This window comes from Bradyrhizobium campsiandrae (genome assembly GCF_014529705.1).
GTDB lineage: Bacteria > Pseudomonadota > Alphaproteobacteria > Rhizobiales > Xanthobacteraceae > Bradyrhizobium > Bradyrhizobium campsiandrae.
Window position 1 is genome coordinate 1 of the sequence record NZ_JAANIH010000100.1, and the last position, 22,698, is coordinate 22,698.

The window sequence follows — 22,698 nt, forward strand, 5'->3', positions numbered from 1 at the left end:
CCATAGTGCCGGGAATCAATAAGGCCTTCGGGCGGAAATGCCGATGCTGGACGTGACGACAGCCAATGAGATTGCCGATGACGCCCGCGTGCGCGGCAATGTCGCGCGCCTTGCCGCCGCGCAGGCGCTGACCGGCGCCAATTCGGCCGTCATCTTCGCCACCGGCTCGATCGTCGGCGCCACGCTCGCGCCCGACATGTCGTTCGCGACGGTGCCGATCTCGATGTATGTGCTGGGCCTCGCCGCCGGCACGCTGCCGACAGGCGCGATCTCGCGCCGCTTCGGCCGCCGCGCCGCTTTCATCATCGGCACCGGCCTCGGCACGCTCACGGGCCTGCTCGGCTCGTTCGCGATCCTGCACGGCTCGTTCGCGCTGTTTTGTCTGGCGACCTTCCTCGGCGGCCTCTACGGCTCGGTGGCGCAATCCTATCGCTTCGCCGCCGCCGACGGCGCCAGCCCGGCCTATCGGCCGAAAGCCGTGTCCTGGGTGATGGCGGGCGGCGTGTTCGCCGGCGTGCTCGGGCCCCAGCTCGTGCAATGGACCATGGATGTCTGGTCGCCCTATCTGTTCGCCTTCAGCTTCCTGGTGCAGGCCGCCGTGGCGCTGATCGCGATGGGCATCGTCGCCGGCGTCGATATGCCCAAGCCCGCGCCGTCGGATCTGCACGGCGGACGGCCGCTGCTGACGATCGTGACCCAGCCGCGCTTCATCGCCGCCGCCCTGTGTGGCGTCATCGCCTATCCCATGATGAATCTGGTGATGACCTCGGCGCCCTTAGCCATGAAGATGTGCGGCTTGAGCGTGTCCGATTCCAATTTCGGCATTCAATGGCACATCGTCGCCATGTACGGGCCGAGCTTCTTCACCGGTGCGCTGATCGCCCGCTTCGGCGCGCCCAGGATCGTCGCCACCGGCCTGCTGCTGGAAGCCGGCGCGGCCACCATCGGGCTGTCGGGCATCACCGCGATGCACTTCTGGGCGACGCTGATGCTGCTCGGTGTCGGCTGGAATTTCTCCTTCATCGGTGCTTCCGCCCTGGTCTTGGAGACACACCGGCCGCAGGAGCGCAACAAGGTGCAGGCCTTCAACGATTTCCTGGTGTTCGGCATGATGGCGATCGGCTCGTTCTCGTCGGGGCAATTGCTGGCGAACTACGGCTGGTCCGCGGTGAACATGGTGGTGTTCCCGCCTGTTGCGCTCGGCCTCGTCGCGCTGTCGCTGGCATCCTGGGCCCGCCGCCGCAAGGCGCGGCTCGAGGCGGCCATGGGCGAGTTCCCGGACGCGATCTGACTGCGCCATCAAACTGGCAGGAGGCTGTCAGCAACGTTGATAGTTCGATCGAGGTCGAAGTGATTTTCGGACGTCCGATTGTTACATGATGCTCGTCATCAACAGGCGGGCGTTACGTGAAGCGCTCGCGGGGAGGCTCAAGGAGAAGCGCAAATGCTCGATAATCCCCGCACCACCGTTCCAATCGACGAATCCTCCCTCCGCTACGAGGGGTGGCGCATCGTCGCCGTCTGCTTCCTGCTCGCGACCTTCGGCTGGGGGCTCGGCTTCTACGGCCAGAGCGTCTATGTCGCCGAGCTGCAGCGCGCGCGGGGCTGGCCGGCCTCGCTGATTTCGTCGGGCACCACCTTCTTCTATCTGTTCGGCGCGCTGCTGGTCGTCTTCGTCGGCGAAGCCGTCCGAAAATATGGTCCGCGCATCTGCCTGATATCGGGCACGCTGGCGATGGCGGCAGCCGGCGTTGCGATCGGCGCGGTGCGCGAGCCCTGGCAGCTTTATCTGGCGGACGCGGTGCTCGCCTTCGGCTGGGCCGGCACCAGCCTTGCCATGATCACCAACACCATCAGCCTGTGGTTCGACCACAAGCGCGGCATGGCGATCAGTCTCGCGCTGAACGGCGCCAGCTTTGGCGGCATCGTCGGCGTGCCGCTGCTGGTGATGATGATCAGCCATATCGGCTTCGCCAGCGCGATGGTTGCCGCCGCGGCCGCCATGCTGGTGCTGCTGCTACCGGTGATTCTGCTGGTCGTCGGCCGGCCGCCCGATCTCCATGGCTGGCAGCGCGCGGCGAAGGCGAAGCCGCAATCCTCCTCGCAAATCCGCGCCTGGGCGCTGCGCGACATCGGCTTCCTCACGGTCACCATTGCGTTCGCGTTGGTGCTGTTCGCGCAGGTCGGCTTCATCGTCCATCTGATCTCATTCCTCGATCCCGTGATCGGGCGCGAGCGCGCGGCCGTCGCGGTCGCGGTGCTCACCGCGATGGCCGTGATCGGCCGCGTGCTGTTCTCGCTGGTGATCGACCGCCTCAACCAGCGGCTCGCCTCTGCGATCTCGTTCCTGAGCCAGGCCGCCGCGCTGTGCGTCGTCATCAACCTGCATGATGACTACGTGCTGATCGCAGCCTGCGCCGTGTTCGGCTTCTCGGTCGGCAATCTCATAACCCTGCCGTCGCTGATCGTGCAGCAGGAATTCGACAGCGCCGCGTTCGGCGTGCTGATCAGCCTCAACACCGCGATCAACCAGGTGACTTATGCGTTCGGTCCGGGCGTCGTCGGCGCCTTGCGCGATTGGTCCGGCGGATACGCGCTGCCGTTCTATCTCTGCGTCGTGCTGGAAGTGGCGGCGGCCGCGTTGATCATGGTGCGGGGAAGCCAAAAGCAAAGCTCTCGTAGGGTGGGTTAGCCCTGCGATCGCGCGAAGCGCAATCGCTCGGCGTAACCCACCACTGTTCATCTCCGCGGAAACGGAAGAGGTGGGTTACGCCTTCGGCTAACCCACCCTACGAAATCACCGCGGCATCACGCCTCGCGTTGTCGCAAGAGTGCCTCTACATCCAGCCGCTTCGTGAACATCGCGAGCTTGCCATCCGGCCCGATCGGCCATTGCTCGCGCGGCTTGTCCCAATACAGCTCCACGCCATTCTGGTCGGGATCGCGCAAATACAGGGCCTCCGACACGCCGTGGTCGCTGGCGCCATCCAACGCGATGCCGGCCGACAGCACCCGATGCAGCGCATCGGCCAGCGCCGGCCGCGTCGGATAGAGGATCGCGGTGTGAAACAGCCCGGTCGTCCCCGGTGGCGGCGGCGAGCCGCCCTTGCTCTCCCAGGTGTTGAGCCCGATGTGGTGGTGATAGCCGCCGGCCGAGATGAACGCCGCGCCCGAACCCATGCGCTGCATCAGCTCGAAGCCGAGCACGCCGCAGTAAAAGCCGAGCGCGCGATCGAGATCGGCGACCTTGAGGTGGACGTGGCCGATCCTGGTGCCGGCGGCAACGGGCGACGTTTGCGACATGTGGCTCCTCCGTGTCTGAATCCCACTTAAGCCGGCTATTCCGACCGCGCTACGGGCCGATCTCGAAACCCAGCGTTTCCGGATACGAATCTATGACAATTCGGGCAGCTCGCCCTCCGGCAGCTCGAACTCGAACGTGTTCAGCGTCATCGAGACCATCGTGTAGTAGCCACAGAGGCCAATGACCTCGACCACGCCGCGTTCGCTGAGCAGTTTGACAGCTTCATCGTAAAGACCCTTCTCGACGCCGTGCCCCTCATGCAGGGACTTGGCGAGGTCGTAGATCATCTTCCCCTTGGGATCGTCGAACGCAGGCGTGCGGCGGTCGCGGATCGCGTCGATGATCTTGGGGTCCATGCCGCCGGCAAGCGCGAGGCGCTTATGCGCGTACCATTCGTAATGCGCGGTCCAGTGCCGCGCCGTCACCAGGATCGCGATCTCCGAAAGCTTCGCCGGAAAGATCGTATCGTAGCGCAGCACTTCGCCGAGCCGCGTCGCATGTCGGGCCATGTCGGGACTGTGGAGCCAGGCCATCATCGGCGCCGGCGGCTTGCCGCGCTTGCCGGCGATCGACTCGTCATAGGTCTGCCGCTGGCTCTCGTTCATTTCGCCAGGCGAAAGAAGCTTTAGGCGCATTCGCGTTTCCTCTTTGTTTTCAAGCACCGTCGTGGTGGCGAGTATAGCCGATGACGGATTGCGGAAGTGGTTGAATTCCGCGAGGGCTTGGCCCAGAGTCGCGCCCAACAAATCTGTTATGATTGATGGAAACGACCATGAGCGAAACCGAGACAGCTGAACTCGAGCAATTCCGCAGCGAGACCCGCGCCTGGCTGGAAGCCAACTGCCCGCCGGAGATGCGCAAGCCCGCGACCTCGGATGCCGACGTGTTCTGGGGCGGGCGAAGCGCAAAATTCTCCTCCGAGCCGCAACGCATCTGGTTCGAGCGCATGCGCGACAAGGGCTGGACCGTGCCCGACTGGCCCAGGGAATATGGCGGCGGCGGCTTAAGCGCCGCCGAGCACAAGGTGCTGCGCTCCGAGATGGCGCGGATCGGCGCGCGCCCGCCGCTGTCGAGCTTCGGCATCTGGATGCTCGGGCCGGCGCTTCTGAAGTATGGCAACGAGGCGCAGAAGAAGGAGCACCTGCCCAAGATCGCGGCGGGCCTGATCCGCTGGTGCCAGGGCTATTCCGAGCCGAACGCCGGCTCCGATCTTGCTTCGCTGCAGACCCGCGCCGAAAGCGACGGCGATGATTTCGTCATCACGGGCTCGAAGATCTGGACGTCGTATGCGAACTACGCCGACTGGATCTTCTGCCTCGTCCGCACCGATCCCACCGCCAAGAAGCACGACGGCATCAGCTTCATCCTGTTCGACATGACCTCGAAGGGCGTGACGACCAAGCCGATCCTGCTGATATCAGGCTATTCGCCCTTCTGCGAAACCTTCTTCGACGGCGTCCGCGTGCCGAAATCCCATGTGGTCGGCACCGTCAATCGCGGCTGGGACGTCGCAAAATATCTGCTGCAGCACGAGCGCGCGATGATCTCCGGAATGGGCGAGCGCGGCGTCGGCCGTCCGCTCGGCCAGATCGCAGCGGATTCCGTCGGCACGGATGCGCAAGGCAAGCTCGATGATGCGATGCTGCGCGGCCAGATCGCGAAGTTCGACGTCGATGAGGCGGCGCTCGCAGCGTGTGCGGAACGTGCGGTCGATCTCGCCAAGGCCGGTCAGGCGCATCCGGCGTTCTCGTCGGCGATGAAATTCTACGGCACCGAGCTCAACAAGCGCCGCTACGAGATCCTGATGTCGGCCGGCGGCGTCGATGCGCTGGAATGGGAGAGCGAGCGCTCCAAGCAGGGCGCCCGTCCGCGCGCCTGGCTGCGCACCAAGGCCAACTCGATCGAGGGCGGCACGTCCGAGGTCATGCTCGGCATCGTCGCCAAACGCATCCTGGATCTGCCGGGGGCGTAAGCCACGCTGTCACCACCGGTCATTCCGGGCGCGCAACGCGCGAGCCCGGAATCCATAACCACCAGTCGGGAGTATGGATTCCGGGCCTGCGCCTAACGGCGCATTCCGGAATGACGAACCAAAATAGATTTCGAATCGGAACCACACACATGGCCCTCGTCCTCACCGAAGAACAATCCATGCTCCGCGACTCCGCGCGCGGGCTGATCAGCGACAAGGCGCCGGTGTCGCACCTGCGGTCCTTGCGCGACTCCAAGGATCCCACGGGCTTCTCCAAGGAGCTGTGGCAGTCCTTCGCCGAGATGGGCTTTGCCGGTCTGCTGGTGCCGGAAGAATTCGGCGGCAGCGGGCTCGGCTACATGGAAGCCGGCGTCGTCATGGAGGAGATCGGCCGCACCTTGATGCCGTCGCCATTCCTCGCCACGTCAGTGGTCGCTGCCTCGGCGCTCAACCGCGGCGGCAACGCCGCGCAGAAGTCGGAGTTCTTGCCGAGGATTGCGAGCGGCTCGCTGCTTGCGACGCTCGCCATCGACGAAGGCGCCAAGCATCGTCCGCTCCAGACCGCCTTGCAGGCCGTGCGCGCCGGCAACGGCTTCAAGCTCTCCGGCGCCAAGGCGCTGGTCGTCGACGGCCACGTCGCCGACCTCGTCATCGTCGCCGCGCGCACCTCCGGCTCCGCCGGCGAGCGCGAGGGCCTGACCCTGTTCCTGGTCAACCCTAAAGCCAAGGGCGTGTCGATCGAGCGCACCATCATGGTCGACGCGCACAACGCCGCGCGCATCGAGCTTGCCAATGTCGAGGTCAACGCCGACGGCGTGCTCGGCGAGGTCGACCAGGGCGCCGACTTGCTTGATGGCGTGCTCGACATCGGCCGCGGCGCGATCGCCGCCGAGATGGTGGGCCTCAGCGACGAGGTGTTCAATCGCACCGTCGAGTACCTCAAGAACAGAAAGCAGTTCGGCAAGCTGATCGGCGAATTCCAGGCGCTGCAGCACCGCGCCGCCGAGCTCTATGTCGACATCGAGATCACCCGCGCCGCCACCATGAAGGCGCTGCAGGCGCTGGATGCCGACGTCGGCAAGGCTGCGTCAGCCGTCGCAGTCGCAAAAGCGCGCGCCGGCACCACCGCCACCCGCGCGGTACAGGAAGGCGTGCAGATGCATGGCGGCATGGGCATGACCGACCAGTTCGACATCGGCTTCTTCATGAAGCGAGCGAGGGTGTGCGAGGAGCTGTTCGGCGATGCCAATTACCACACCGAGCAGCTGGCGCGCGCGCGGGGGTATTGAGGGCTCTCGTAGGGTGGGTTAGCCGTGCGGCTGCGCGAAGCGCAGGCGCAGGGCGTAACCCACCAACTTCGTTCGGCAAACGCGGAAGCATGGTGGGTTACGCCGAACAATTGCGCTTCGCGCAATTGCGCGGCTAACCCACCCTACAAGGCTACGCTTTACCGCATCGGCGGCGCGTACTGCACGCCGCCGGCATTCCACAGCTGGTTCATCCCTCGCGGGATCTTCAGCTGCGACTTCTCGCCGATATTGCGCTCGTACATTTCGCCGTAATTGCCGACGCGGCGGATGATGCGTGCGGCCCAGTCCTTGGTGAGGCCGAGCTGCTCGCCGTAATTGCCTTCGGTGCCGACGAGGCGCATCACTTCCGGCTTCTTCGACTTCAGGGCTTCGTCGATATTCTCGGAGGTGACGCCGAGCTCTTCGGCGTTGATCATGGCGTAGAGCGTCCACTTCACGATCATCATCCAGTCGTCGTCGCGCTGGCGCACCACGGGGGCGAGCGGCTCCTTGGAGATCATGTCGGGCAGGATCATGTGATCGCCGGGCTTCGACATGTTCAGCCTGAGCGCATAGAGCTGCGAGACGTCGGCGGTGAGCGTGTCGCACTTGCCGGTGTCGTAGGCCTTCACCACGTCTTCAAGCTTGTCGAACTTCACCAGCTCGTACTTCATGTTGTTGGCTTTGAAGTAGTCGGCGAGGTTGAGCAGCGTGGTGGTGCCGGATTGCACGCAGACCTTGCTGTCGGCGAGGTCGAGCGAGGTCTCCTTGTTGCGGGAGCGCGGCACCATGAAGCCCTCGCCGTCGTAATAGGCGACAGCCGGGAAATACAGATCGTAGTCGAGCTCGCGCGACATGCTCCAGGTCGAGTTGCGCGAGAGGATGTCGACTTTCCGGCTCTGCAATTCCTTGAAACGCTCGCTGGCGTCCAGCGGCACAAAGCGCGCCTTGCTCGGATCGTCGAAGATCGCGGCCGCCACTGCGCGGCAGAAATCGACGTCGAAGCCGGTCCAGTTGCCCTTGTCGTCGGGAATCGAGAAGCCCGGCAGGCCCTTGTTGACGCCGCACAGCACCTCGCCCCGGCGCACGGTGCGCTTCAAGGTGCGGGTGTCGTAGAACTCGTAGGTGATGGCCAAGGCGGCGACCAGCACGGCGACCGCGAGCCCGATCAGCAGGCCGCCTCGAAATGTGCGCATCATGTTGCTCTCTCGAAAAATCGGGAAAAGGAATTTTGGGGGAGGGCGCTGAGCATGATCCGGAAGATCATGCCCGCGCGAGGAGCCTTACAGTTCGGGCTTCTGGCGGATGACCACCTTGGTGCCGACAGGGACGCGGTCGTAGAGATCGGCGACGTCGTTGTTGACCAGGCGGAAGCAGCCCGAGGACACCTTGGTGCCGATCGTGTCGGGGCGGTTGGTGCCGTGGATGCGGTAGACCGTGGTGCCCAGATACATGGCGCGGGCGCCGAGCGGATTGCCGGGGCCGCCGGCCATGAAGCGCGGCAGATAGGGCTGGCGCTGGATCATCTCCGGCGGCGGGGTCCAGTCCGGCCACTCCTTCTTGTTGGTGATGTTCACCAGCCCCTGCCACTGGAAACCGTCGCGACCGACGCCGATGCCGTAGCGGATCGCGCGCCCGCCCGGCTGCACCAAATAAAGGTGACGCTCTGACGTTGAGATGATGATGGTGCCCGGCGCTTCCGTGGTGCGGTAGTACACGACCTGCTTCTGCCATTCCGGATCGAGCTCGTAGCTGTCGTCGGCGATCAGTCCGGGCTCGTCGCCGCGGTCCGGCTGCTGGGCGAAGGCGTGGGCCGAGGACAGGATCAAGCCGATCGCAGCCACAAACGCCCCGGTCAGGCGACGAAAATCCGTCATTTCAAGCTCTCCCCGCTGCCACAGCGCAAATCGTTCCGAACCATCTGAACTCAGGGGCAGCTTCATGGCAAGTTCAAGGCGTGCCCTGTTGGTATGTCACGAGAATGCTTTGGTTTTTTGACGGGTCCCGGCAATGCCATGAATGCGGGACGGCGCGAAAAGCATAGATTGAGGCTGCAAGGTCGGTGCGCTCCCAGGTCAGATCTGGCTTGCCTCCGCCCCGATCCCGAGCCGCCGCACGATCTCGGCGCCGACGGCGCGGGCCTCGCTCCGCGAGCCGATGCGGGGGCTGCGAAAGCGTCGGCCGGATCGCGTTCGGATCGTGACGATACAGTGCTCGTCCTCGGACCGGCCGCGGCGATCGACCGTGATCGCCTTCACGTCGGGCCCTTCGATATGGTCCGCGCGCGGCTGGCCATTGCCCCGCAGGCGCTCGACGCGGATGTCGCCCTCGCGGATGATCCAGAAGGCGCCGGTGACGAGATTGGCAAACCGATAGACGCCGAACGCGGCGATCACGCCCAGCGGTAGCAGCATGTAGTCGATCCATTGCGGCGGCAGGCCGCGCCAGAGCCTGTAGGCGTAGGGTGCGGCGCTCAGCGCGACCACGATCAAGGCCGCGATCCGGATGTCTCGCTGCGAAAACGGCTCGACGGGCTCACCAACACGCATCTCCGGATTGCTGGCATCGAGCGGATTGATCGGCGCCTCGACGTCAGGAACGTCGAACTGCGCGGCAATCCGGGTCACGGTGTCATGAACATGGGTGACGTCGGAGAGCGGCGGGGACATCAGCCGTTCGCCCGAAGCCAGGGTGAAGGCCAACTGAAAGCGGGTCTTTGCGGTTTTGCTGCCGGGAACCTGCAATCCCGTGATGTCGTCTTTCCCAACGATCCGCGTCTGCAGCTTGCCGAATGGACGCTGCTTTCCGATCAGGATCTCCTGCGGCGTGATGATCCACACCACGGCCGGCGTCAGCATCACCGCGGCGACAAAGGCAGTGCCCGCCAGCAGCGCGACCACGGAGATGACGATCTCCAGGACATCATGCGTGAACAGGCCCGGCGTGAAACAGAGCGCAACGGCCGCCGCAGAACCGGCCACGACCAGCCGCTGCGCGATCGAGGAGCCCTCGCGAAGGCGGATGTCGTTGCTGGTGGTCGCGTCGTTCATTGCGGCAGCTGATTGCGTTGCGCGCGAAACTCCACGGACGGGTCCGTGGAGTCAAGCAGCAACGAACAGCCGCGGCAGGGGGCATCAGCTGTTGACGTTCAATAACTTCGCGACCGTGCGATCGATCTCGTCGTAGCGTCCTTCGCCCGCATGCTGGAACACGATCTTGCCGCTCTGGTCGATGATGTATTGCGCCGGCCAATATTGATTGCTGTAGGCGTTCCAGGTCCTGGAATCATTATCCTGCGCCACCGGATAGGTGATGCCGTGGCGCTTCAGCGCCGCCTGCACGTTGGCGGCGGAGCGCTCGAACGGGAATTCCGGCGTGTGCACGCCGACCACGACGAGGCCCTTATCCCGGTACTTGGCATAGAGTTCGGTGACGTGCGGCAGCGTGTTGACGCAGTTGACGCAGCCATAGGTCCAGAAGTCGACCAGCACGACCTTGCCGCGCAAATCGGCCATGTTGAGCGGCTTCGAGTTGAACCAGTTGCTGATGCCGGTGAAATCGGGCGCGGTGCCTTGCCTTGCGGCCGCGACCTTGACCGGCGCTGCTTGCGTCGCCTCGCCGCAGATGCCGGGTATGACGGCGCCGGTGACGGTGAAGCCGATCAGGGCGGCGGCCACAGTGAGCAGTTTGAAGGTCATGGACATGTTCTCCGTTGCGAGGGGACGCGATCACAGGCCGATCTGGCCGGTGGGATAGATCGAGGTGAGCCACGCCACGATCAGCGTGTCGTATTGGAAGTAGGCGGCGAGCGCGAAGGCGATCACCACGACGCCAAAACCCTGCTGCAGGCGCGGCGAGATGCGCGCCAGACTGCGCACGCGCGTGGTCGCGGCCTGGCCGCCATAGGCGATCGCCAGCATCGGGATCGCAGCGCCAATCGCATAGGCGATCAAGAGCGTGCCGGCCCAGGCGAGGTTCTTCGAGGTCGCAACCAGCGTCAGGATCGAGCCGAGCACCGGACCTGCGCAGGGCGTCCACACCAGGCCGAGCGTGGTGCCGAGCACGAGCCCGCCCAGCGCACCCTCGCGCGGCGCCCCGCCCGTCGCGCCGAGATTGAGCCAGCCATTGAGCCGGATCGACAGCCACTCGAACGGCGCCGGCCACAGCATCAACAGGCCGAAGCCGAGCAGCAGGATCGCCGCCGCCTCGCGCAGCAGATTCGGATCGAAATCGAACACCCGCGTCAGCGCGCCAAGCAGCAGCGCGACCGCGGAGAAGGAGACGACGAAGCCGAGCGCGATCATCGCGGGCCGCAGCTGCGACGTGCGTCCGATCGAGGCGCCGAGCAGGATCGGCAGCATCGGCAGCGTGCAGGGCGCGGCGATGGTCAGGATGCCGGCGAGGACGGCGAAGAGAAGTTCGAGCATGGAGCCCTCGTGATGGAGGTCACGAGGGCAGTTCGGGTCCGGTGCACCCGTCGTTACACGTCGTCACGCGCTCGTGACGCGCCGCCAAAGACAAAACGACCCGGAGGGGGGCATCCCGTCCGGGTCGTCGGAGGTCCTTGGGAGGTTGAAGCAAAACCGTATGGGAGCTTTATAGGGACGAAGTTTTTCCGCCTGATGTTGTGCTTTGTTTCATTTGTTTCGTCGACGGTAACGCGTTCGTGTCCCGGAAGAGGGCCGGATATCCGGCCCTATCTGATTGATATCATTCGGCTTCAGGCCGCGAAGCGGTCGACGCCACAACCCTTAAGCAGATCGGCGAGCTGCTTGCGGGCGTAGAACATCCGCGTCTTCACCGTGCTCTGGGGGATGCCGATGATCTGCCCGACCTCCTCCACCGACTTCTCATGGTAGTAGACGAGGGTGATGATTTCGCGATGCGCCGGCGACAGCTTGGCGACGCAGGCGCGCAGGATGGCGCTGGTGTCGCTGCGGTCGAGCGAGGTCTCGGGCGTATCGCAACTGTCGGGGATCTGGCGCACGTCCTCCTGGTCGATGTCCTCGAAGCGGCGCTGGCGCATCGCGGTCAGCGCCTTGAAGCGGGCGATCGAGAGCAGCCAGGTCGAGACCTGCGAGCGGCCCTGGAACTGGCCGGCGGTCCGCCACACGTCCAGGAACACCTGGCTGACGAGGTCTTCCGCGGTGGTGGCATCGCGCACGATCCGCAGGATGAAGCGGTAGACCCGCACATTGTGCCGGCAATAGAGGATGTGCATGGAGGTCCGGTTGCCGTCGGCAATGCTCTCCAGAAGCATGTCGTCCGAAGTCGCCTGAGCGGCAATGATGCTCTGACTGGCCTGGGCGTTGATGGCGATGACGTTCCGCATTGACTTGGCTCCACGGTGCGCCGCAACCGAGCGGCGTTTCCTTGGACCAAAGTGTTAATGAGCCAACGTTTCGGGACGTCTGCACGAAAAGGGGAAAATGGTTTCGTGCGCTGCCAAATTGTTTCGTCGAACAAATCGCGACGAAACATTCGGGCCAAAAAGCCTAGCGATTTCAATGTGTGGAAAATACGGTACCGGCGAATTGGACTGCGCGGAACCAATTCTGAGGGCTTGCGTTTGACCGCGCCGCACACGGTGCCGTCGTCGCGACGAAGACCGGCCTCCCAGCACGGTGCTGTAGGGTGGGCAAAGGCGCGCTTTTGCGCCGTGCCCACGTCCTTTCCAAGATTCGAGAGAGAGGGTGTGGGCACGGCGCATTGCGCCTTTGCCCACCCTACGGCGGCCCGCCCTTACGCCTTCTCGCCCTGGGGCGAGAACAAATAGCCGCCGCCTCTGATAGTGCGGATCACGGCGGGCTTGGTCGGGTCGGGCTCGATCTTGCGGCGGATGCGCATGATGCGCAGGTCCACGGCGCGGTCGAAGGCTTCGGCGTCGCGGGCGTTGGCGAGCTCCAGCAGCCGCTCGCGCGACAGCACCCGCTTCGGATTGGCCGCGAACACCTTCAAGAGCCCGAACTCGGATGCCGTCAGCGGATGCTCGTTGCCTTCGTCGTCGCGCAGGGCCTGGGCTTCGAGGTCGAGCCATTTGGTGCCGAAGCGCACCAACTGATCCTTGTCGGATTTCGCCGGCGTTGCGTCGCTGCCAGCTGATTTCGCCGGCCCGCTCCGGCGCAGCACCGAGCGGATGCGCGCCATCAGCTCGCGCAGCTCGCAGGGTTTTGCGACATAGTCGTCGGCACCGAGCTCGAGGCCGACGACGCGGTCGATCGGGCTCGCCGTCGCCGTGAGCATGATCACGGGCACGTTGATGCGGCTCTTGAGGTCGCGGATGATCGACAGGCCGTCTTCCTCGGGCATGTTGAGGTCGAGCACGACGAGGTCGGGCATGCTGCCGTCGATCGCGGTGCGCAGCGATTTGCCGCCGTCGCACAGCGTCACCGTGAAGCCGTGCATCTTGAGGTAATCGCCGACCATTTCCCGGGCCGGGGCCTCGTCATCGACGATCATGATGTGCTGGCTTTGTGTCATGTCACGGCATCTCAATCACGGCATTTCGGTCGCGGGCAGGGTGATGGTGAAGGTCGAGCCCTTGCCCGGGCCGTCGCTCTCGGCGGTGACCTCGCCGCCATGCATGTCGATAATACGCTTGACGATGGACAACCCAAGCCCCGTCGAGCTCTCGCCTGCGGTCGGTTTTGCCGATAGCCGCTGGAACCGGCCGAACAGGCGGCCGAGATCCTCCGGCGACAGGCCGGCGCCTTCGTCGCTGACCTGGATGACGGTGTCGTTGCCTTCATGGGTGACAGCGACCATGATTTTACCGCCGATCGGCGAATATTTGATGGCGTTGCTGATCAGATTGTCGATCGCCTCGCGGATGCGGTCGGTGTCGCACATGGTGACGATGTTGGCCGGCGCGCTGACGCTGATCGCCTGCTGCTTGTTGACCGCGAGCGGCTGGTTGGCCTCGGCGACCTCCTTCACCAGCGCCGCGACGTCGACCGGCTCGCGGCGGATGGTGATGTCAAAGGCGTCCGCCATCGCGTCCGAGATCAAATGGTCGACCATCGTGGTCAGGCGCTTGGTGGCGTCTCTGATATGATCGACCTGGGCGACCACGCCTGATGCCGAGGCGCCGGTCGAGATCAGCTCCTTCAGCATCTCGGTGCGGCCGAGGATGACGCCGAGCGGGTTCTTCAGATCGTGCGCGACGGTGCCGAGAATCTCGTTCTTGAAGCCGTTGGCGCGCTGCAGCCGCAGCCATTGCGCCGAGAGGCGGCGGTTGGCCTGCATCAAGGCGCGGGTGCGCTGGGCGACGCGGTCTTCCAGCTGGGTGTTGGCGTCCTGGAGCTGCTGATAGAGGATGACGTTGTCGAACGCGATCGAGAGCCGGGACGAGAAGATCTCGACCAGCGAGCGGTCGGTCTCGGACAAATCGCGCTCGGACTGCAGCAGCACCACCACCTCGCGCCCCGAGCCGGTGCGCAGGTAAATCACGCTGCGATGGTCGGCGAATTCGTTCTTGCGGCGCTGGAAGGCGTCCTCCACCAGCTGGCGCAAATCAGGGTCGAGCGCCTTCGACGAGGTCGTGCCGATGAAGCGGCTGTAGCAGCCGCTGCCGGCCAGCACCGAGAGCTCGGGGTCGGTGCCGCCATTGTCGCGCAGCACCAATATACCGGCGCAGTCGACATTGAGCAGCGAGGCGAGCTGGGTCAGCACGCCCTCGGCGAGCCGCTGCATCGACTTGAAATCGTACAGCGTCGAGGCCGCATCGATGATGATCTCGAGCCCGCGCCGCGTCTGCACCATGCGCTCGAGCTGCTGGTAGGAACGCAGCGCCGCGGTCAGCGAGGTGAACAGCTTGTCGGCGGTGAGCTCGGTCTTGGCCTTGTAGTCGTTGATGTCGTACTGCACGATGACGCGCCGCTCCGGCGCCTGGCCGGGCTGGCCGGTGCGCAGGATGATGCGCACGGTCTCGTTCTTGAGCACGTTGCGGATGTATTCGACCAGCTCGAGGCCGGCGACGTCGGTCTCCATGATGACGTCGAGCAGCACCGCGGCGATGTCGCCGTGCGCGGCCATCAGCTTGCGACCTTCCGCCGCGGAATGGGCGGAGAGGATTTCGAGGCCCTGACCGTTCAGGGTGTAGTCGGACAGCGCAAACCGGGTGCCGTCATGCACCGCCGGATCGTCGTCGATGACGGCGATCTTCCATTTCCGGGCGTCCATATCCTCCGACGCGGTACCGGTATCGTCGATCAGGTGGAGGACATCGTCCTGTTCGGCCATTGAGAAGTCCCGTCGCTTTCTGTGCTTTGCGCGCCGCCCTTGGCGATCCGCGGCATGATAATCCGAAAAGTGGTGCCTTGTCCCAGCTTGGATTCCAGCATCATCCGCCCGCCGAGCTGCTGGGTGACAAGGTTATAGACGATATGCAAGCCCAGTCCGGTGCCGCCTTCATTGCGCCTCGTGGTAAAGAAGGGGTCGAAGGCCTGGCGCTGCACGTCCGGGGTCATGCCTGCCCCGTCGTCGGCGAAGATGATCTCGATATCCTCAAGGCCGCGCGGCCGGGCCGAGATGGTGATGGTGCCGGCGCGGCCGCCGGCAAAGGCGTGGTTGGCGGCGTTGAGGAACAAATTGGTCAGGATCTGGCCATAGGAGCCGGGATAGCCGTCGAGCAGCAGTCCCTCGGGCACGTCGACCTGCAGCGTGATCGGCGAACGCTTCAGCACGGGCTTCAGGCTCGCGATGATCTGGTCGGTGGCCTCGCTGAGCGAGAACTGCCGCCGCTCGGCATGGGAGCGGTCGACCGCGACCTGCTTGAACGACTGGATCAGCTCGCCGGCGCGGGTGAGGTTGGCGACGAGCTGCTGCGAGGCGTCGCGCGAGGACTGCACGAATTCCTCGAGCTGCGAGCGGCGGAGGCCGCCATCGCCTCTGAGCTGGGCCTCGAAGATCTCGCTGCGCCGCGCAAAACTGGACGCAACCGTCAGGCTGATGCCGATCGGATTGTTGACCTCATGCGCGACGCCGGCGACGAGGCCGCCGAGCGCAGCGAGCCGTTCGGCGTCGATCAGATTCTGCTGCGCGGTGTTGAGCTCGAGCAGCGCGCTCTCGGCCTTTTCCTTCGAGGCGCGCAGCTCGTCCTCGGTCTGGCGTTTCGCAATCGCGTTCTCGCGGAACACCTCCACCGCGCGCGCCATCGCCCCGACCTCGTCGCGGGCCGTGGTGCCCTGCACCTCGCGGCCGAGATCGCCGAGCGTGATCGCGCGCATCGCCGTCATGATCTGCTGCAGCGGCAGGCGGATCGACAACGCGATCAGCACGCCGGCGGAGAGGATGATGCCGAGGAAGATCACCGCAATCGAGAGAACACGACGGGAAATGTCGGCCAGCGTGCGGTCGAACGTCTCCTGCGCCTTCTGCTCACGTTGGCGCATCTTGGCCGAGAGATCGTCGATGGCGCCGATCGCCTCGGCCTGGCTGGCGTCGATGGTGTTGCGGAGGAGTTCGTTGCGGCTCGTCAGCTGCTCGGACAGTTTGGCAAAGCCTTCGCGCAGCGCCGCGGTGCGGGCCCCGAGCTTCTGCAGCGCCATCTTCTGGAGATCGTTGTCGGCAAGGTCGATCATCACAGGAATGGTCTTCTCGATCGTCTCGGTGTGGCGGCGCGCGTCGTCGGCCGCCGCGACCGATTGCGACAGATAGTAGGAATTGGCCGCGACCAGCATTGCGGTGAAGGCCTCGCGCGACTTGCCGAGCGAGGGCCAGATCAGCGCGTCGCGATGGCCGGTGGCGCCCTCGATGATGGAATAGAGGCCCGCCATGTCCCTGGCCGGGCCCTGCACCTGCTCCTCATAGGTGCTGGCGATGGTGGCCTGCACGGTGCGCAGTTCGCCGAAGCCGTTGAGGAAGCGGTCGGTGGTGCGTTCCAGCTCCTCGACCGACCCTGACAGCATCGGGTCCTTGGCGGCGCGGTCGGACAGCGTGCCCAGCACGGCCTCGCGCAGCAGCAGGATCTCGGCGAACAGGTCCGGGCTCGGCTGGTTGATGTAGCGGTGGATCAGGTTCTGCAGGCGCCCGGTCTCGCTTTCCAGCAGGGCCAGGATCCGGTCGGACTCGCGCACCTGGCGGACGTCGTCCCAGGCCGAGCCAAGCACCTGCGCGCCGTTCCAGATCATCGCCACCAGCACGATCACCACGGCCGAGTTCAGCGCCGCGATCGACAGGATGCGCCAGCGGATCGGCACCGCCCGGAGCACGCCGACGAGACGCGCGCGCAGCCGCCCGGCCGGGCCGGGCGGCCGCTCTGCGATCTCGCTGGTGCCGGGCGCGATCAAGGCAGCGTCACTCCACCTTGCGGATGCGTTCGATCAGCGCGGCAGCAGTGGGATCCTGCGCGGCCTTGGCGTACACAGGCGCCATCGCGTCCTCGAACGGCTTGCGGTCGATGTCCCTGATCACGGTGATGCCGGCCGCCTCCGCCTTGCGCTGCGACTGCTCCTCGAGGTCGCGCCACTTCTCGCGCATGAACCTGGAGGAGCGCTGCGCGGCCTCCTTGAAGATGGCCTGGTCCTCGGCCGACAGGCTGCGCCAGGCCTTGAGCGACATCACCAGCACCTCGGGACTCATCGTGTGCTCGGTGAGCGTGTAATAGCCGGCATATTTGTAATGGTCCGTGGTCACGAAGGACGGCCAGTTGTTCTCGGCGCCGTCGATCAGGCGGGTCGCGAGCCCCGTCAGCACCTGCCCGTAGGGCAATTCGACCGGCTCGGCGCCGAGCGCGCGGATCATCTGGCTCATCAACTCCGATTGCTGCACCCGGATCCGCAATCCCTTGAGGTCGGCGATGCTCCTGACCGGGCGGACGCCGTTGTAGATCGAGCGTGCCCCGGAATCGTAGAAGGCGAGCCCGACGAAGCCGTAAGGCTCGAAGCTGTCAAGGATCTCGCTGCCGACAGGCCCGTCCAGCACCTTCTGCATGTGCTCGATGGACCGGAACAGGAACGGCATGGCGAGCACGTTCATCGCCGGGACGAAATTGCCGATCAGGGCCACATTGGTCCGGTTGAGGTCGATCGCGCCGGCGCGGGTCTGCTCGATCGTCTCCTTCTCCTCGCCGAGCTGGCGGGAGTGAAACACCTTGATCTCGTGCCGTCCCTTGGTGCGCTCGGCGATCAGCGCGCCCATGTAGCGCAGCGCCTGGACGGTCGGGTAGTCCTCGGTCTGGGTGTCGGCGGCGCGGAATTCGCGCGCAGCGGCGTTCGTCGCGCAGATGGCGAGCAGAAGCGCGACGAAAATCACCCCGGTCCGTGAGAGTTCGGCACGGTTTGGCACTGGCACACTCAACCCCTCGGTGATGGAGTCTATGGCGGGAGCGAAAGGTTCAATGCAATCTAAAGCGTTTTCGAGCGAAGTGGATACCGGTTCGCGTAAAGAAAACGCGTCAAAATCAAGAATCCGGAGCGCCGTGCCGATCGGCGCGGGGCTCCGGGCAGATGGTAAAGGGAAGGCTATCCCGTCCTGACCGGGCGATTGTGCGGTGCGACCCGCCTTCATTCCCGGTTGAAACGACAGGTGGCGGGCCTTAAGCAGGATACGGTCGCCTTTTGCCGCTTGATACGGGAAGCGCTCGTGATTTCAGCATTGCGCCTTTTGCAGCTCGCCGTCGCCGCTGCCGTCCTTACGTCAAGCTTACAGGCGCAAGCGGCCACCGACATCGCGTGGTGGCACGCCATGTCGGGCGAGCTCGGCAAGCAGCTCGAAAAGCTCGCCGCCGATTTCAACGCCTCGCAGGCTGATTACCGCATCGTGCCTGCCTACAAGGGCAACTACACCGAGACGGTGACATCAGCGATCTTCGCCTTTCGCTCGCGCAGCCAGCCGGCGATCGTCCAGGTCAACGAGGTCGCCACCGCCACCATGACCGCGGCCAAGGGCGCGATCTATCCGGTCTACAGCATGATGCGCGACATGGGCGAGCCGTTCTCGCTCAACGACTATCTTCCGGCGGTCTCCGGCTATTACACCGATGCGTCCGGCAATCTGCTGTCGTTCCCGTTCAACTCGTCGACGCCGATCCTCTATTACAACAAGACCATGTTCCGCGATGCCGGTCTCGATCCGGAGGCGCCGCCGAAGACCTGGCCCGAGCTCGGACAGGCCGCAAAGCGCCTGCGCGATCGCGGCGCGGCCTGCGGCTTCACCACGTCATGGCCGTCGTGGATTCACGTCGAGAATTTTTCGGCGTTTCACAATCTGCCGCTGGCCACGCGCGCCAACGGCTTTGCCGGCCTCGACGCGGAGCTGACCATCAACAATCCGCTCGTGGTCAAGCACGTCGCCCAGCTCGCCGAATGGCAAAAGACAAAGCTGTTCGACTATAGCGGCCGCGGCCAGTCGGCCGAGCCGCGCTTCCAGAACGGCGAATGCGGCATCTTCATCGGCTCCTCGGCGACGCGCGCCGACATCAAGGCCTTTTCGAAATTCGAGATCGGCTACGGCATGATGCCGTATTGGCCGGATGTTGCGGGCGCGCCGCAGAATTCGATCATCGGCGGCGCCACGCTGTGGGTGCTGCGCGACCGGCCGCGCGAGGAATACAAGGGCGTGGCGCGCTTCTTCGCCTATCTGTCGCAGCCCGGCGTGCAGGCCGCCTGGCACCAGAACACCGGATATCTGCCCGTGACCCGCGCCGCCTTCGAGCTGACGCGCGCGCAAGGCTTCTACGATCGCAATCCGGGCTCGGCGATCTCGTTCGAGGAAATCACGCTGCACCCGCCGACGGAGAATTCGAAAGGCGCAAGACTCGGCTCGTTCGTGCTGATCCGCGGCGCGATCGAGGACGAGCTGGAGCAGGCCTTCGCCGGCCACAAGAGCGCGCAAGCCGCACTCGATGCCGCGGTCGAACGTGGCAACAAGCTGCTGCGCCAGTTCGAGCGCGCCAGCCCGGAGCGGTGATGTTGCGATTAGATCTCGCAGCCTCCGCAACGGCGGTGAGCTCCCTCCCCCGCTCGCGGGGGAGGGCTGGGGAGAGGGTGTCTCCGCATTGGGACAATCCCCTAGAGGAGACAGCCCCCAGCCGGCGCTTCGCGCCGATTTCCCCCGCAAGCGGGAGAGGTGCACCGTCTTCTTGGCTCGCACTGAATCAATAAGCCAATGACCATAGCTCCATCGCAGCGGCTGCCGGCCTTCGCCGACGCGCAGGCCTTCCGCGCCTTTCGCTCCGATCCGGAGCAATGGCTGCCGATCGCGCTCGACATCGCGCGCGGTCACGGCATCGACGTCAGCTCTCCGCATGTGTTCTCGACCGGCACCAATCTCGTGGTCGGCCTCGGTGAGAATCTGATCCTGAAAATCTTCCCGCCGCTGTTGCGCGCGCAATTCATCTCCGAACGCGGCTCCTTGAAGCAGCTCAAGGGCCGCCTGCATCTGCCGATCCCCGAGATCGTCGCGGAGGGCGCACGCGACGGCTGGCCTTATCTGATCATCACGCGTCTCTCAGGCACGCTCGGCTCCGAGGTCTGGCCGTCCTTGCCGGAAACGCAGAAAGAGCGCGTGCTGCGCCAGATCGGCGAGACCATCGCCGCCGTGCAGCGCGCGCCGCTCGGCCCGCTCGCAGACATCGAGCCGCGCTGGGATGCGTTCATGCGCGCGCAGATGCAGGGCTGCAGGGCACGGCATGTCCGTCTCGGACTTGCACCGAAATTCCTTGGAGGTCTCGACGATCTCCTGGACGACGCGAAAAAGCTCATCCCGATGGACGCGCCGCCGGTGATCCTGATCGGCGAATACATTCCGGAGAACTTCCTGCTCGCCTGCCATGACGGCGATTGGTCGCTCGCCGGCCTGTTCGACTTCGGCGATGTCAGGGCGGGCTGGCGCGATTACGATCTGCTCGGTCCCAGCGCCTTCATGGCCGCGGGTCGGCCGGGGCGGGTGCGCAGCCTGCTCGAAGGCTTCGGCTACACCAAGCCCGACTTCGCGCTGAAGCGGCGCCTGATGGCGTTGATGCTGCTGCACTCCGCCAGCGACCTCAACAGCCACATCTGTATCGACGGCTGGCAGGAGCAGGCGGCGGATCTGGTCGAGTTGCAGGAGCTGATCTGGGCGGCGTGACTCCGCTTACCAAATGGGCTGCCTTGAAATTCAGACTATTTAATAAGCAAAAGCGTATCTTTGTATGCAATACCCGCAATCTCGGCGGAGCAGCCAATTCGTTGTTTTTCCATTTCAGAAACGATTTCAAAGGCCTATTTGCCTTTTAGGCTTTCATTAAACCTTGGCACGAACCTTGCGAATCCAGTTCCAACCAAAAACTTTTGAGTTGGAGCATTCTTATGAAGCGCCGCGATTTCCTCAAATCCGTGTCCGGGTTGGCCGCCGGCGCGGCGCTTCCGGCCGTGCCGCAGGTCATCTCCTCCGCCTATGCCGATGCCCGCTCGGAGACGCTGCTGATCGTCTCGGAAGGCGGCCCCAACAATCTCGACATCCATGGCGTCGGCACCAACGTGCCCGGCTATGAAGTGTCCTGGAATTGCTACGACCGGCTGATCAGCCACGAGATGAAGAGCGGCCCCGGCGGCGTGCCCTATTACGACCGCGACAAGTTCAAGGGCGAGCTCGCCGAGGACTTCAAGATCGACGACATGTCGGTCACCTTCAAGCTGAAGAAGAACGCCAAATTCCACGACGGCACGCCTGTGACCGCCAAGGACGTCAAATGGTCGCTCGATCGCGCCGTCAGCGTCGGCGGCTTCCCGACCTTCCAGATGAGCGCGGGCTCGCTCACCAAGCCCGAGCAGTTCGTCGTGATCGACGATTACACCGTGCGCGTCGACTTCCTGAAGAAGGATCGCCTGACGGTGCCCGATCTCGCCGTCATCGTGCCGTGCATCGTCAACTCCGAGCTGGTGAAGAAGAACGCCAGCGAGAAGGATCCGTGGGGGCTCGAGTTCACCAAGCAGCAGACCGCGGGCTCTGGCGCCTACAAGGTGACCAAGTGGACCGCCGGCACCGAAGTCATCATGGAGCGCAATGAGGATTGGGTCGGCGGCCCGCTGCCCAAGATCAAGCGCGTGATCTGGCGCATGGTGCCGCAGGCCGGCAACCGCCGCGCATTGCTCGAGCGCGGCGACGCCGACATCTCCTATGAGCTGCCAAACAAGGACTTCCAGGAGATGAAGGCCAACGGCAAGCTCAACGTGGTGTCGCTGCCGTTCTCCAACGGCATCCAGTATATCGGCATGAACGTTACCAAGCCGCCGTTCGACAATCCGAAGGTCCGTCAGGCGGTCGCCTACGCGCTGCCCTATCAGAAGATCATGGACGCCGTGATGTTCGGCCTCGCCAACCCCATGTTCGGCGCGCCCAAGGACAAGCCGACCGAAGTCGCCTGGCCGCAGCCGCACAAATACAACACCGACATCGAGAAGGCGAAGGCGCTGATGGCAGAAGCCGGCATGGCCAACGGCTTCGAGACCACGATCTCGTTCGACCTGAATTTTGCCGGCGTCAACGAGCCGCTCTGCGTGCTGGTGCAGGAGTCTCTCGCGCAGATCGGCATCAAGACCACCATCAACAAGGTGCCCGGCGCCAATTGGCGCACCGAATTGAACAAGAAGGAAATGCCGCTCTTCACCAACGTGTTCTCGGGCTGGCTCGATTACCCCGAATACTTCTTCTACTGGTGCTATCACGGCAACAATTCCGTCTTCAACACCATGAGCTACAAGTCGGCGGAAATGGACAAGCTGATCGACGGCGCGCGCACCGCCGCGGCCACCGGCGACATGGCGACCTACGACACCGACGTGAAGGGCTTCGTCGATCTCGCCTACACCGACATCCCGCGCATCCCGCTGTACCAGCCCTTCGTCAACGTCGCGATGCAGAAGAACATCTCGGGCTATCAATACTGGTTCCACCGCAGATTGGATTATCGTGCACTGGCGAAGGGGTGAGGCGTCATGCTGATCGTCGGCGACGCATCGGCATGCGTTGGTTTCGGTGGTCCGAGTGAGTTGGCCACTGTCCTCTTATTCCCTCCCCCCTTGTGGGGGAGGGGCAGGGTGAGGAGGGTGCACTCCAACTACCTCCTCACCCCACCACCCCCAGCCATCGGCACCACCCCCCAGCGCGGCCTCTGCATCCACTCTGCCCGCTCACACCCAGACGCATAAGAC

Annotated in this window: 19 protein-coding genes; 7 read left to right on the top strand and 12 right to left on the bottom strand. The window is 64.5% G+C overall.

Features of this window, described 5'->3' with window-relative positions:
- Positions 1 to 43: 43 nt before the first annotated feature.
- Both G8O24_RS39845 and G8O24_RS39850 read left to right on the top strand, forming a co-directional pair.
- Complete coding sequence (locus tag G8O24_RS39845) at positions 44 to 1,291, top strand: MFS transporter (RefSeq protein WP_188107964.1); 1,248 nt, start codon at positions 44 to 46, stop codon at positions 1,289 to 1,291.
- Between the two features lie 153 nt (positions 1,292 to 1,444).
- The gene (locus G8O24_RS39850) at positions 1,445 to 2,692 is read left to right on the top strand and encodes an MFS transporter (protein ID WP_188107965.1); all 1,248 of its coding nucleotides are present in this window, start codon (positions 1,445 to 1,447) and stop codon (positions 2,690 to 2,692) included.
- Positions 2,693 to 2,808: 116 nt separating this feature from the next.
- Here the strand turns inward: G8O24_RS39850 and G8O24_RS39855 are convergent, their stop codons facing one another.
- Together G8O24_RS39855 and G8O24_RS39860 are read right to left on the bottom strand one after the other, a co-directional pair.
- Positions 2,809 to 3,303 (bottom strand): VOC family protein, encoded by a 495-nt coding sequence (locus G8O24_RS39855; protein WP_188107966.1) that lies wholly within the window; start codon positions 3,301 to 3,303, stop codon positions 2,809 to 2,811.
- 90 nt (positions 3,304 to 3,393) lie between these two features.
- On the bottom strand, positions 3,394 to 3,939 hold the full coding sequence (locus tag G8O24_RS39860) for a carboxymuconolactone decarboxylase family protein (protein WP_188107967.1): 546 nt from the start codon (positions 3,937 to 3,939) through the stop codon (positions 3,394 to 3,396).
- A 137-nt stretch (positions 3,940 to 4,076) separates the two neighbouring features.
- Between G8O24_RS39860 and G8O24_RS39865 the strand changes: the two genes are divergently transcribed.
- Together G8O24_RS39865 and G8O24_RS39870 are read left to right on the top strand one after the other, a co-directional pair.
- Positions 4,077 to 5,276 carry an acyl-CoA dehydrogenase family protein gene (locus G8O24_RS39865; RefSeq protein WP_188107968.1) on the top strand — a complete coding sequence of 400 codons (1,200 nt, stop codon included), beginning with the start codon at positions 4,077 to 4,079 and terminating at the stop codon, positions 5,274 to 5,276.
- Between the two features lie 149 nt (positions 5,277 to 5,425).
- A complete protein-coding gene (locus G8O24_RS39870; RefSeq protein WP_188107969.1) occupies positions 5,426 to 6,565 on the top strand; it encodes an acyl-CoA dehydrogenase family protein in 1,140 nt (379 codons plus the stop codon).
- Positions 6,566 to 6,723: 158 nt separating this feature from the next.
- On the opposite strand, the gene G8O24_RS39875 is transcribed toward G8O24_RS39870, so the two are convergent.
- The 10 genes from G8O24_RS39875 to G8O24_RS39920 form a co-directional block, all read right to left on the bottom strand.
- Positions 6,724 to 7,761, bottom strand: coding sequence for an amino acid ABC transporter substrate-binding protein (locus tag G8O24_RS39875; RefSeq protein WP_188107970.1), 1,038 nt, complete (start codon positions 7,759 to 7,761; stop codon positions 6,724 to 6,726).
- Between the two features lie 87 nt (positions 7,762 to 7,848).
- Complete coding sequence (locus G8O24_RS39880; RefSeq protein WP_188107971.1) at positions 7,849 to 8,442, bottom strand: L,D-transpeptidase; 594 nt, start codon at positions 8,440 to 8,442, stop codon at positions 7,849 to 7,851.
- A gap of 198 nt (positions 8,443 to 8,640) precedes the next feature.
- On the bottom strand, positions 8,641 to 9,615 hold the full coding sequence (locus G8O24_RS39885) for a hypothetical protein (protein ID WP_188107972.1): 975 nt from the start codon (positions 9,613 to 9,615) through the stop codon (positions 8,641 to 8,643).
- 84 nt (positions 9,616 to 9,699) lie between these two features.
- Complete coding sequence (locus G8O24_RS39890; RefSeq protein ID WP_188107973.1) at positions 9,700 to 10,263, bottom strand: thioredoxin family protein; 564 nt, start codon at positions 10,261 to 10,263, stop codon at positions 9,700 to 9,702.
- Positions 10,264 to 10,293: 30 nt separating this feature from the next.
- Positions 10,294 to 10,992, bottom strand: coding sequence for a cytochrome c biogenesis CcdA family protein (locus G8O24_RS39895; protein ID WP_188107974.1), 699 nt, complete (start codon positions 10,990 to 10,992; stop codon positions 10,294 to 10,296).
- Positions 10,993 to 11,285: 293 nt separating this feature from the next.
- Positions 11,286 to 11,897: a sigma-70 family RNA polymerase sigma factor gene (locus G8O24_RS39900; protein WP_188107975.1), complete on the bottom strand. Its 612-nt coding sequence runs from the start codon at positions 11,895 to 11,897 to the stop codon at positions 11,286 to 11,288.
- A gap of 410 nt (positions 11,898 to 12,307) precedes the next feature.
- Positions 12,308 to 13,045 (bottom strand): response regulator, encoded by a 738-nt coding sequence (locus tag G8O24_RS39905; protein WP_188107976.1) that lies wholly within the window; start codon positions 13,043 to 13,045, stop codon positions 12,308 to 12,310.
- A 15-nt stretch (positions 13,046 to 13,060) separates the two neighbouring features.
- Positions 13,061 to 14,806, bottom strand: a complete 1,746-nt coding sequence (locus G8O24_RS39910; RefSeq protein ID WP_188107977.1) for an ATP-binding response regulator — start codon at positions 14,804 to 14,806, stop codon at positions 13,061 to 13,063.
- The gene (locus G8O24_RS39915) at positions 14,776 to 16,707 is read right to left on the bottom strand and encodes a sensor histidine kinase (protein ID WP_376708072.1); all 1,932 of its coding nucleotides are present in this window, start codon (positions 16,705 to 16,707) and stop codon (positions 14,776 to 14,778) included. Before G8O24_RS39915 ends, G8O24_RS39910 begins: the two co-directional genes overlap by 31 nt.
- A 154-nt stretch (positions 16,708 to 16,861) precedes the next feature.
- Positions 16,862 to 17,857 (bottom strand): TRAP transporter substrate-binding protein, encoded by a 996-nt coding sequence (locus tag G8O24_RS39920; RefSeq protein WP_188107979.1) that lies wholly within the window; start codon positions 17,855 to 17,857, stop codon positions 16,862 to 16,864.
- A 294-nt stretch (positions 17,858 to 18,151) separates the two neighbouring features.
- On the opposite strand from G8O24_RS39920, the gene ugpB reads away from it, so the two are divergent.
- From ugpB to G8O24_RS39935, 3 genes are all read left to right on the top strand, one after another.
- Positions 18,152 to 19,474, top strand: coding sequence for a sn-glycerol-3-phosphate ABC transporter substrate-binding protein UgpB (gene ugpB / locus G8O24_RS39925; protein WP_376708071.1), 1,323 nt, complete (start codon positions 18,152 to 18,154; stop codon positions 19,472 to 19,474).
- Between the two features lie 198 nt (positions 19,475 to 19,672).
- The gene (locus tag G8O24_RS39930; protein WP_188107980.1) at positions 19,673 to 20,632 is read left to right on the top strand and encodes an aminoglycoside phosphotransferase family protein; all 960 of its coding nucleotides are present in this window, start codon (positions 19,673 to 19,675) and stop codon (positions 20,630 to 20,632) included.
- A gap of 221 nt (positions 20,633 to 20,853) precedes the next feature.
- Positions 20,854 to 22,476 carry an ABC transporter substrate-binding protein gene (locus tag G8O24_RS39935; protein ID WP_188107981.1) on the top strand — a complete coding sequence of 541 codons (1,623 nt, stop codon included), beginning with the start codon at positions 20,854 to 20,856 and terminating at the stop codon, positions 22,474 to 22,476.
- Positions 22,477 to 22,698: the final 222 nt, after the last annotated feature.

What these genes read in the sequence shown, in the direction of transcription:
- G8O24_RS39900 (WP_188107975.1), bottom strand. Translation starts at nt 11,897, where the DNA reads ATGCGGAACGTCATCGCCATCAACGCCCAGGCCAGTCAGAGCATCATT.
- G8O24_RS39855 (WP_188107966.1), bottom strand. Translation starts at nt 3,303, where the DNA reads ATGTCGCAAACGTCGCCCGTTGCCGCCGGCACCAGGATCGGCCACGTC.
- G8O24_RS39905 (WP_188107976.1), bottom strand. Translation starts at nt 13,045, where the DNA reads ATGACACAAAGCCAGCACATCATGATCGTCGATGACGAGGCCCCGGCC.
- G8O24_RS39935 (WP_188107981.1), top strand. Translation starts at nt 20,854, where the DNA reads ATGAAGCGCCGCGATTTCCTCAAATCCGTGTCCGGGTTGGCCGCCGGC.
- G8O24_RS39885 (WP_188107972.1), bottom strand. Translation starts at nt 9,615, where the DNA reads ATGAACGACGCGACCACCAGCAACGACATCCGCCTTCGCGAGGGCTCC.
- G8O24_RS39845 (WP_188107964.1), top strand. Translation starts at nt 44, where the DNA reads ATGCTGGACGTGACGACAGCCAATGAGATTGCCGATGACGCCCGCGTG.
- G8O24_RS39865 (WP_188107968.1), top strand. Translation starts at nt 4,077, where the DNA reads ATGAGCGAAACCGAGACAGCTGAACTCGAGCAATTCCGCAGCGAGACC.
- G8O24_RS39875 (WP_188107970.1), bottom strand. Translation starts at nt 7,761, where the DNA reads ATGCGCACATTTCGAGGCGGCCTGCTGATCGGGCTCGCGGTCGCCGTG.
- G8O24_RS39890 (WP_188107973.1), bottom strand. Translation starts at nt 10,263, where the DNA reads ATGACCTTCAAACTGCTCACTGTGGCCGCCGCCCTGATCGGCTTCACC.
- G8O24_RS39870 (WP_188107969.1), top strand. Translation starts at nt 5,426, where the DNA reads ATGGCCCTCGTCCTCACCGAAGAACAATCCATGCTCCGCGACTCCGCG.
- G8O24_RS39895 (WP_188107974.1), bottom strand. Translation starts at nt 10,992, where the DNA reads ATGCTCGAACTTCTCTTCGCCGTCCTCGCCGGCATCCTGACCATCGCC.
- G8O24_RS39880 (WP_188107971.1), bottom strand. Translation starts at nt 8,442, where the DNA reads ATGACGGATTTTCGTCGCCTGACCGGGGCGTTTGTGGCTGCGATCGGC.
- G8O24_RS39850 (WP_188107965.1), top strand. Translation starts at nt 1,445, where the DNA reads ATGCTCGATAATCCCCGCACCACCGTTCCAATCGACGAATCCTCCCTC.
- G8O24_RS39860 (WP_188107967.1), bottom strand. Translation starts at nt 3,939, where the DNA reads ATGCGCCTAAAGCTTCTTTCGCCTGGCGAAATGAACGAGAGCCAGCGG.
- G8O24_RS39910 (WP_188107977.1), bottom strand. Translation starts at nt 14,806, where the DNA reads ATGGCCGAACAGGACGATGTCCTCCACCTGATCGACGATACCGGTACC.
- G8O24_RS39930 (WP_188107980.1), top strand. Translation starts at nt 19,673, where the DNA reads ATGACCATAGCTCCATCGCAGCGGCTGCCGGCCTTCGCCGACGCGCAG.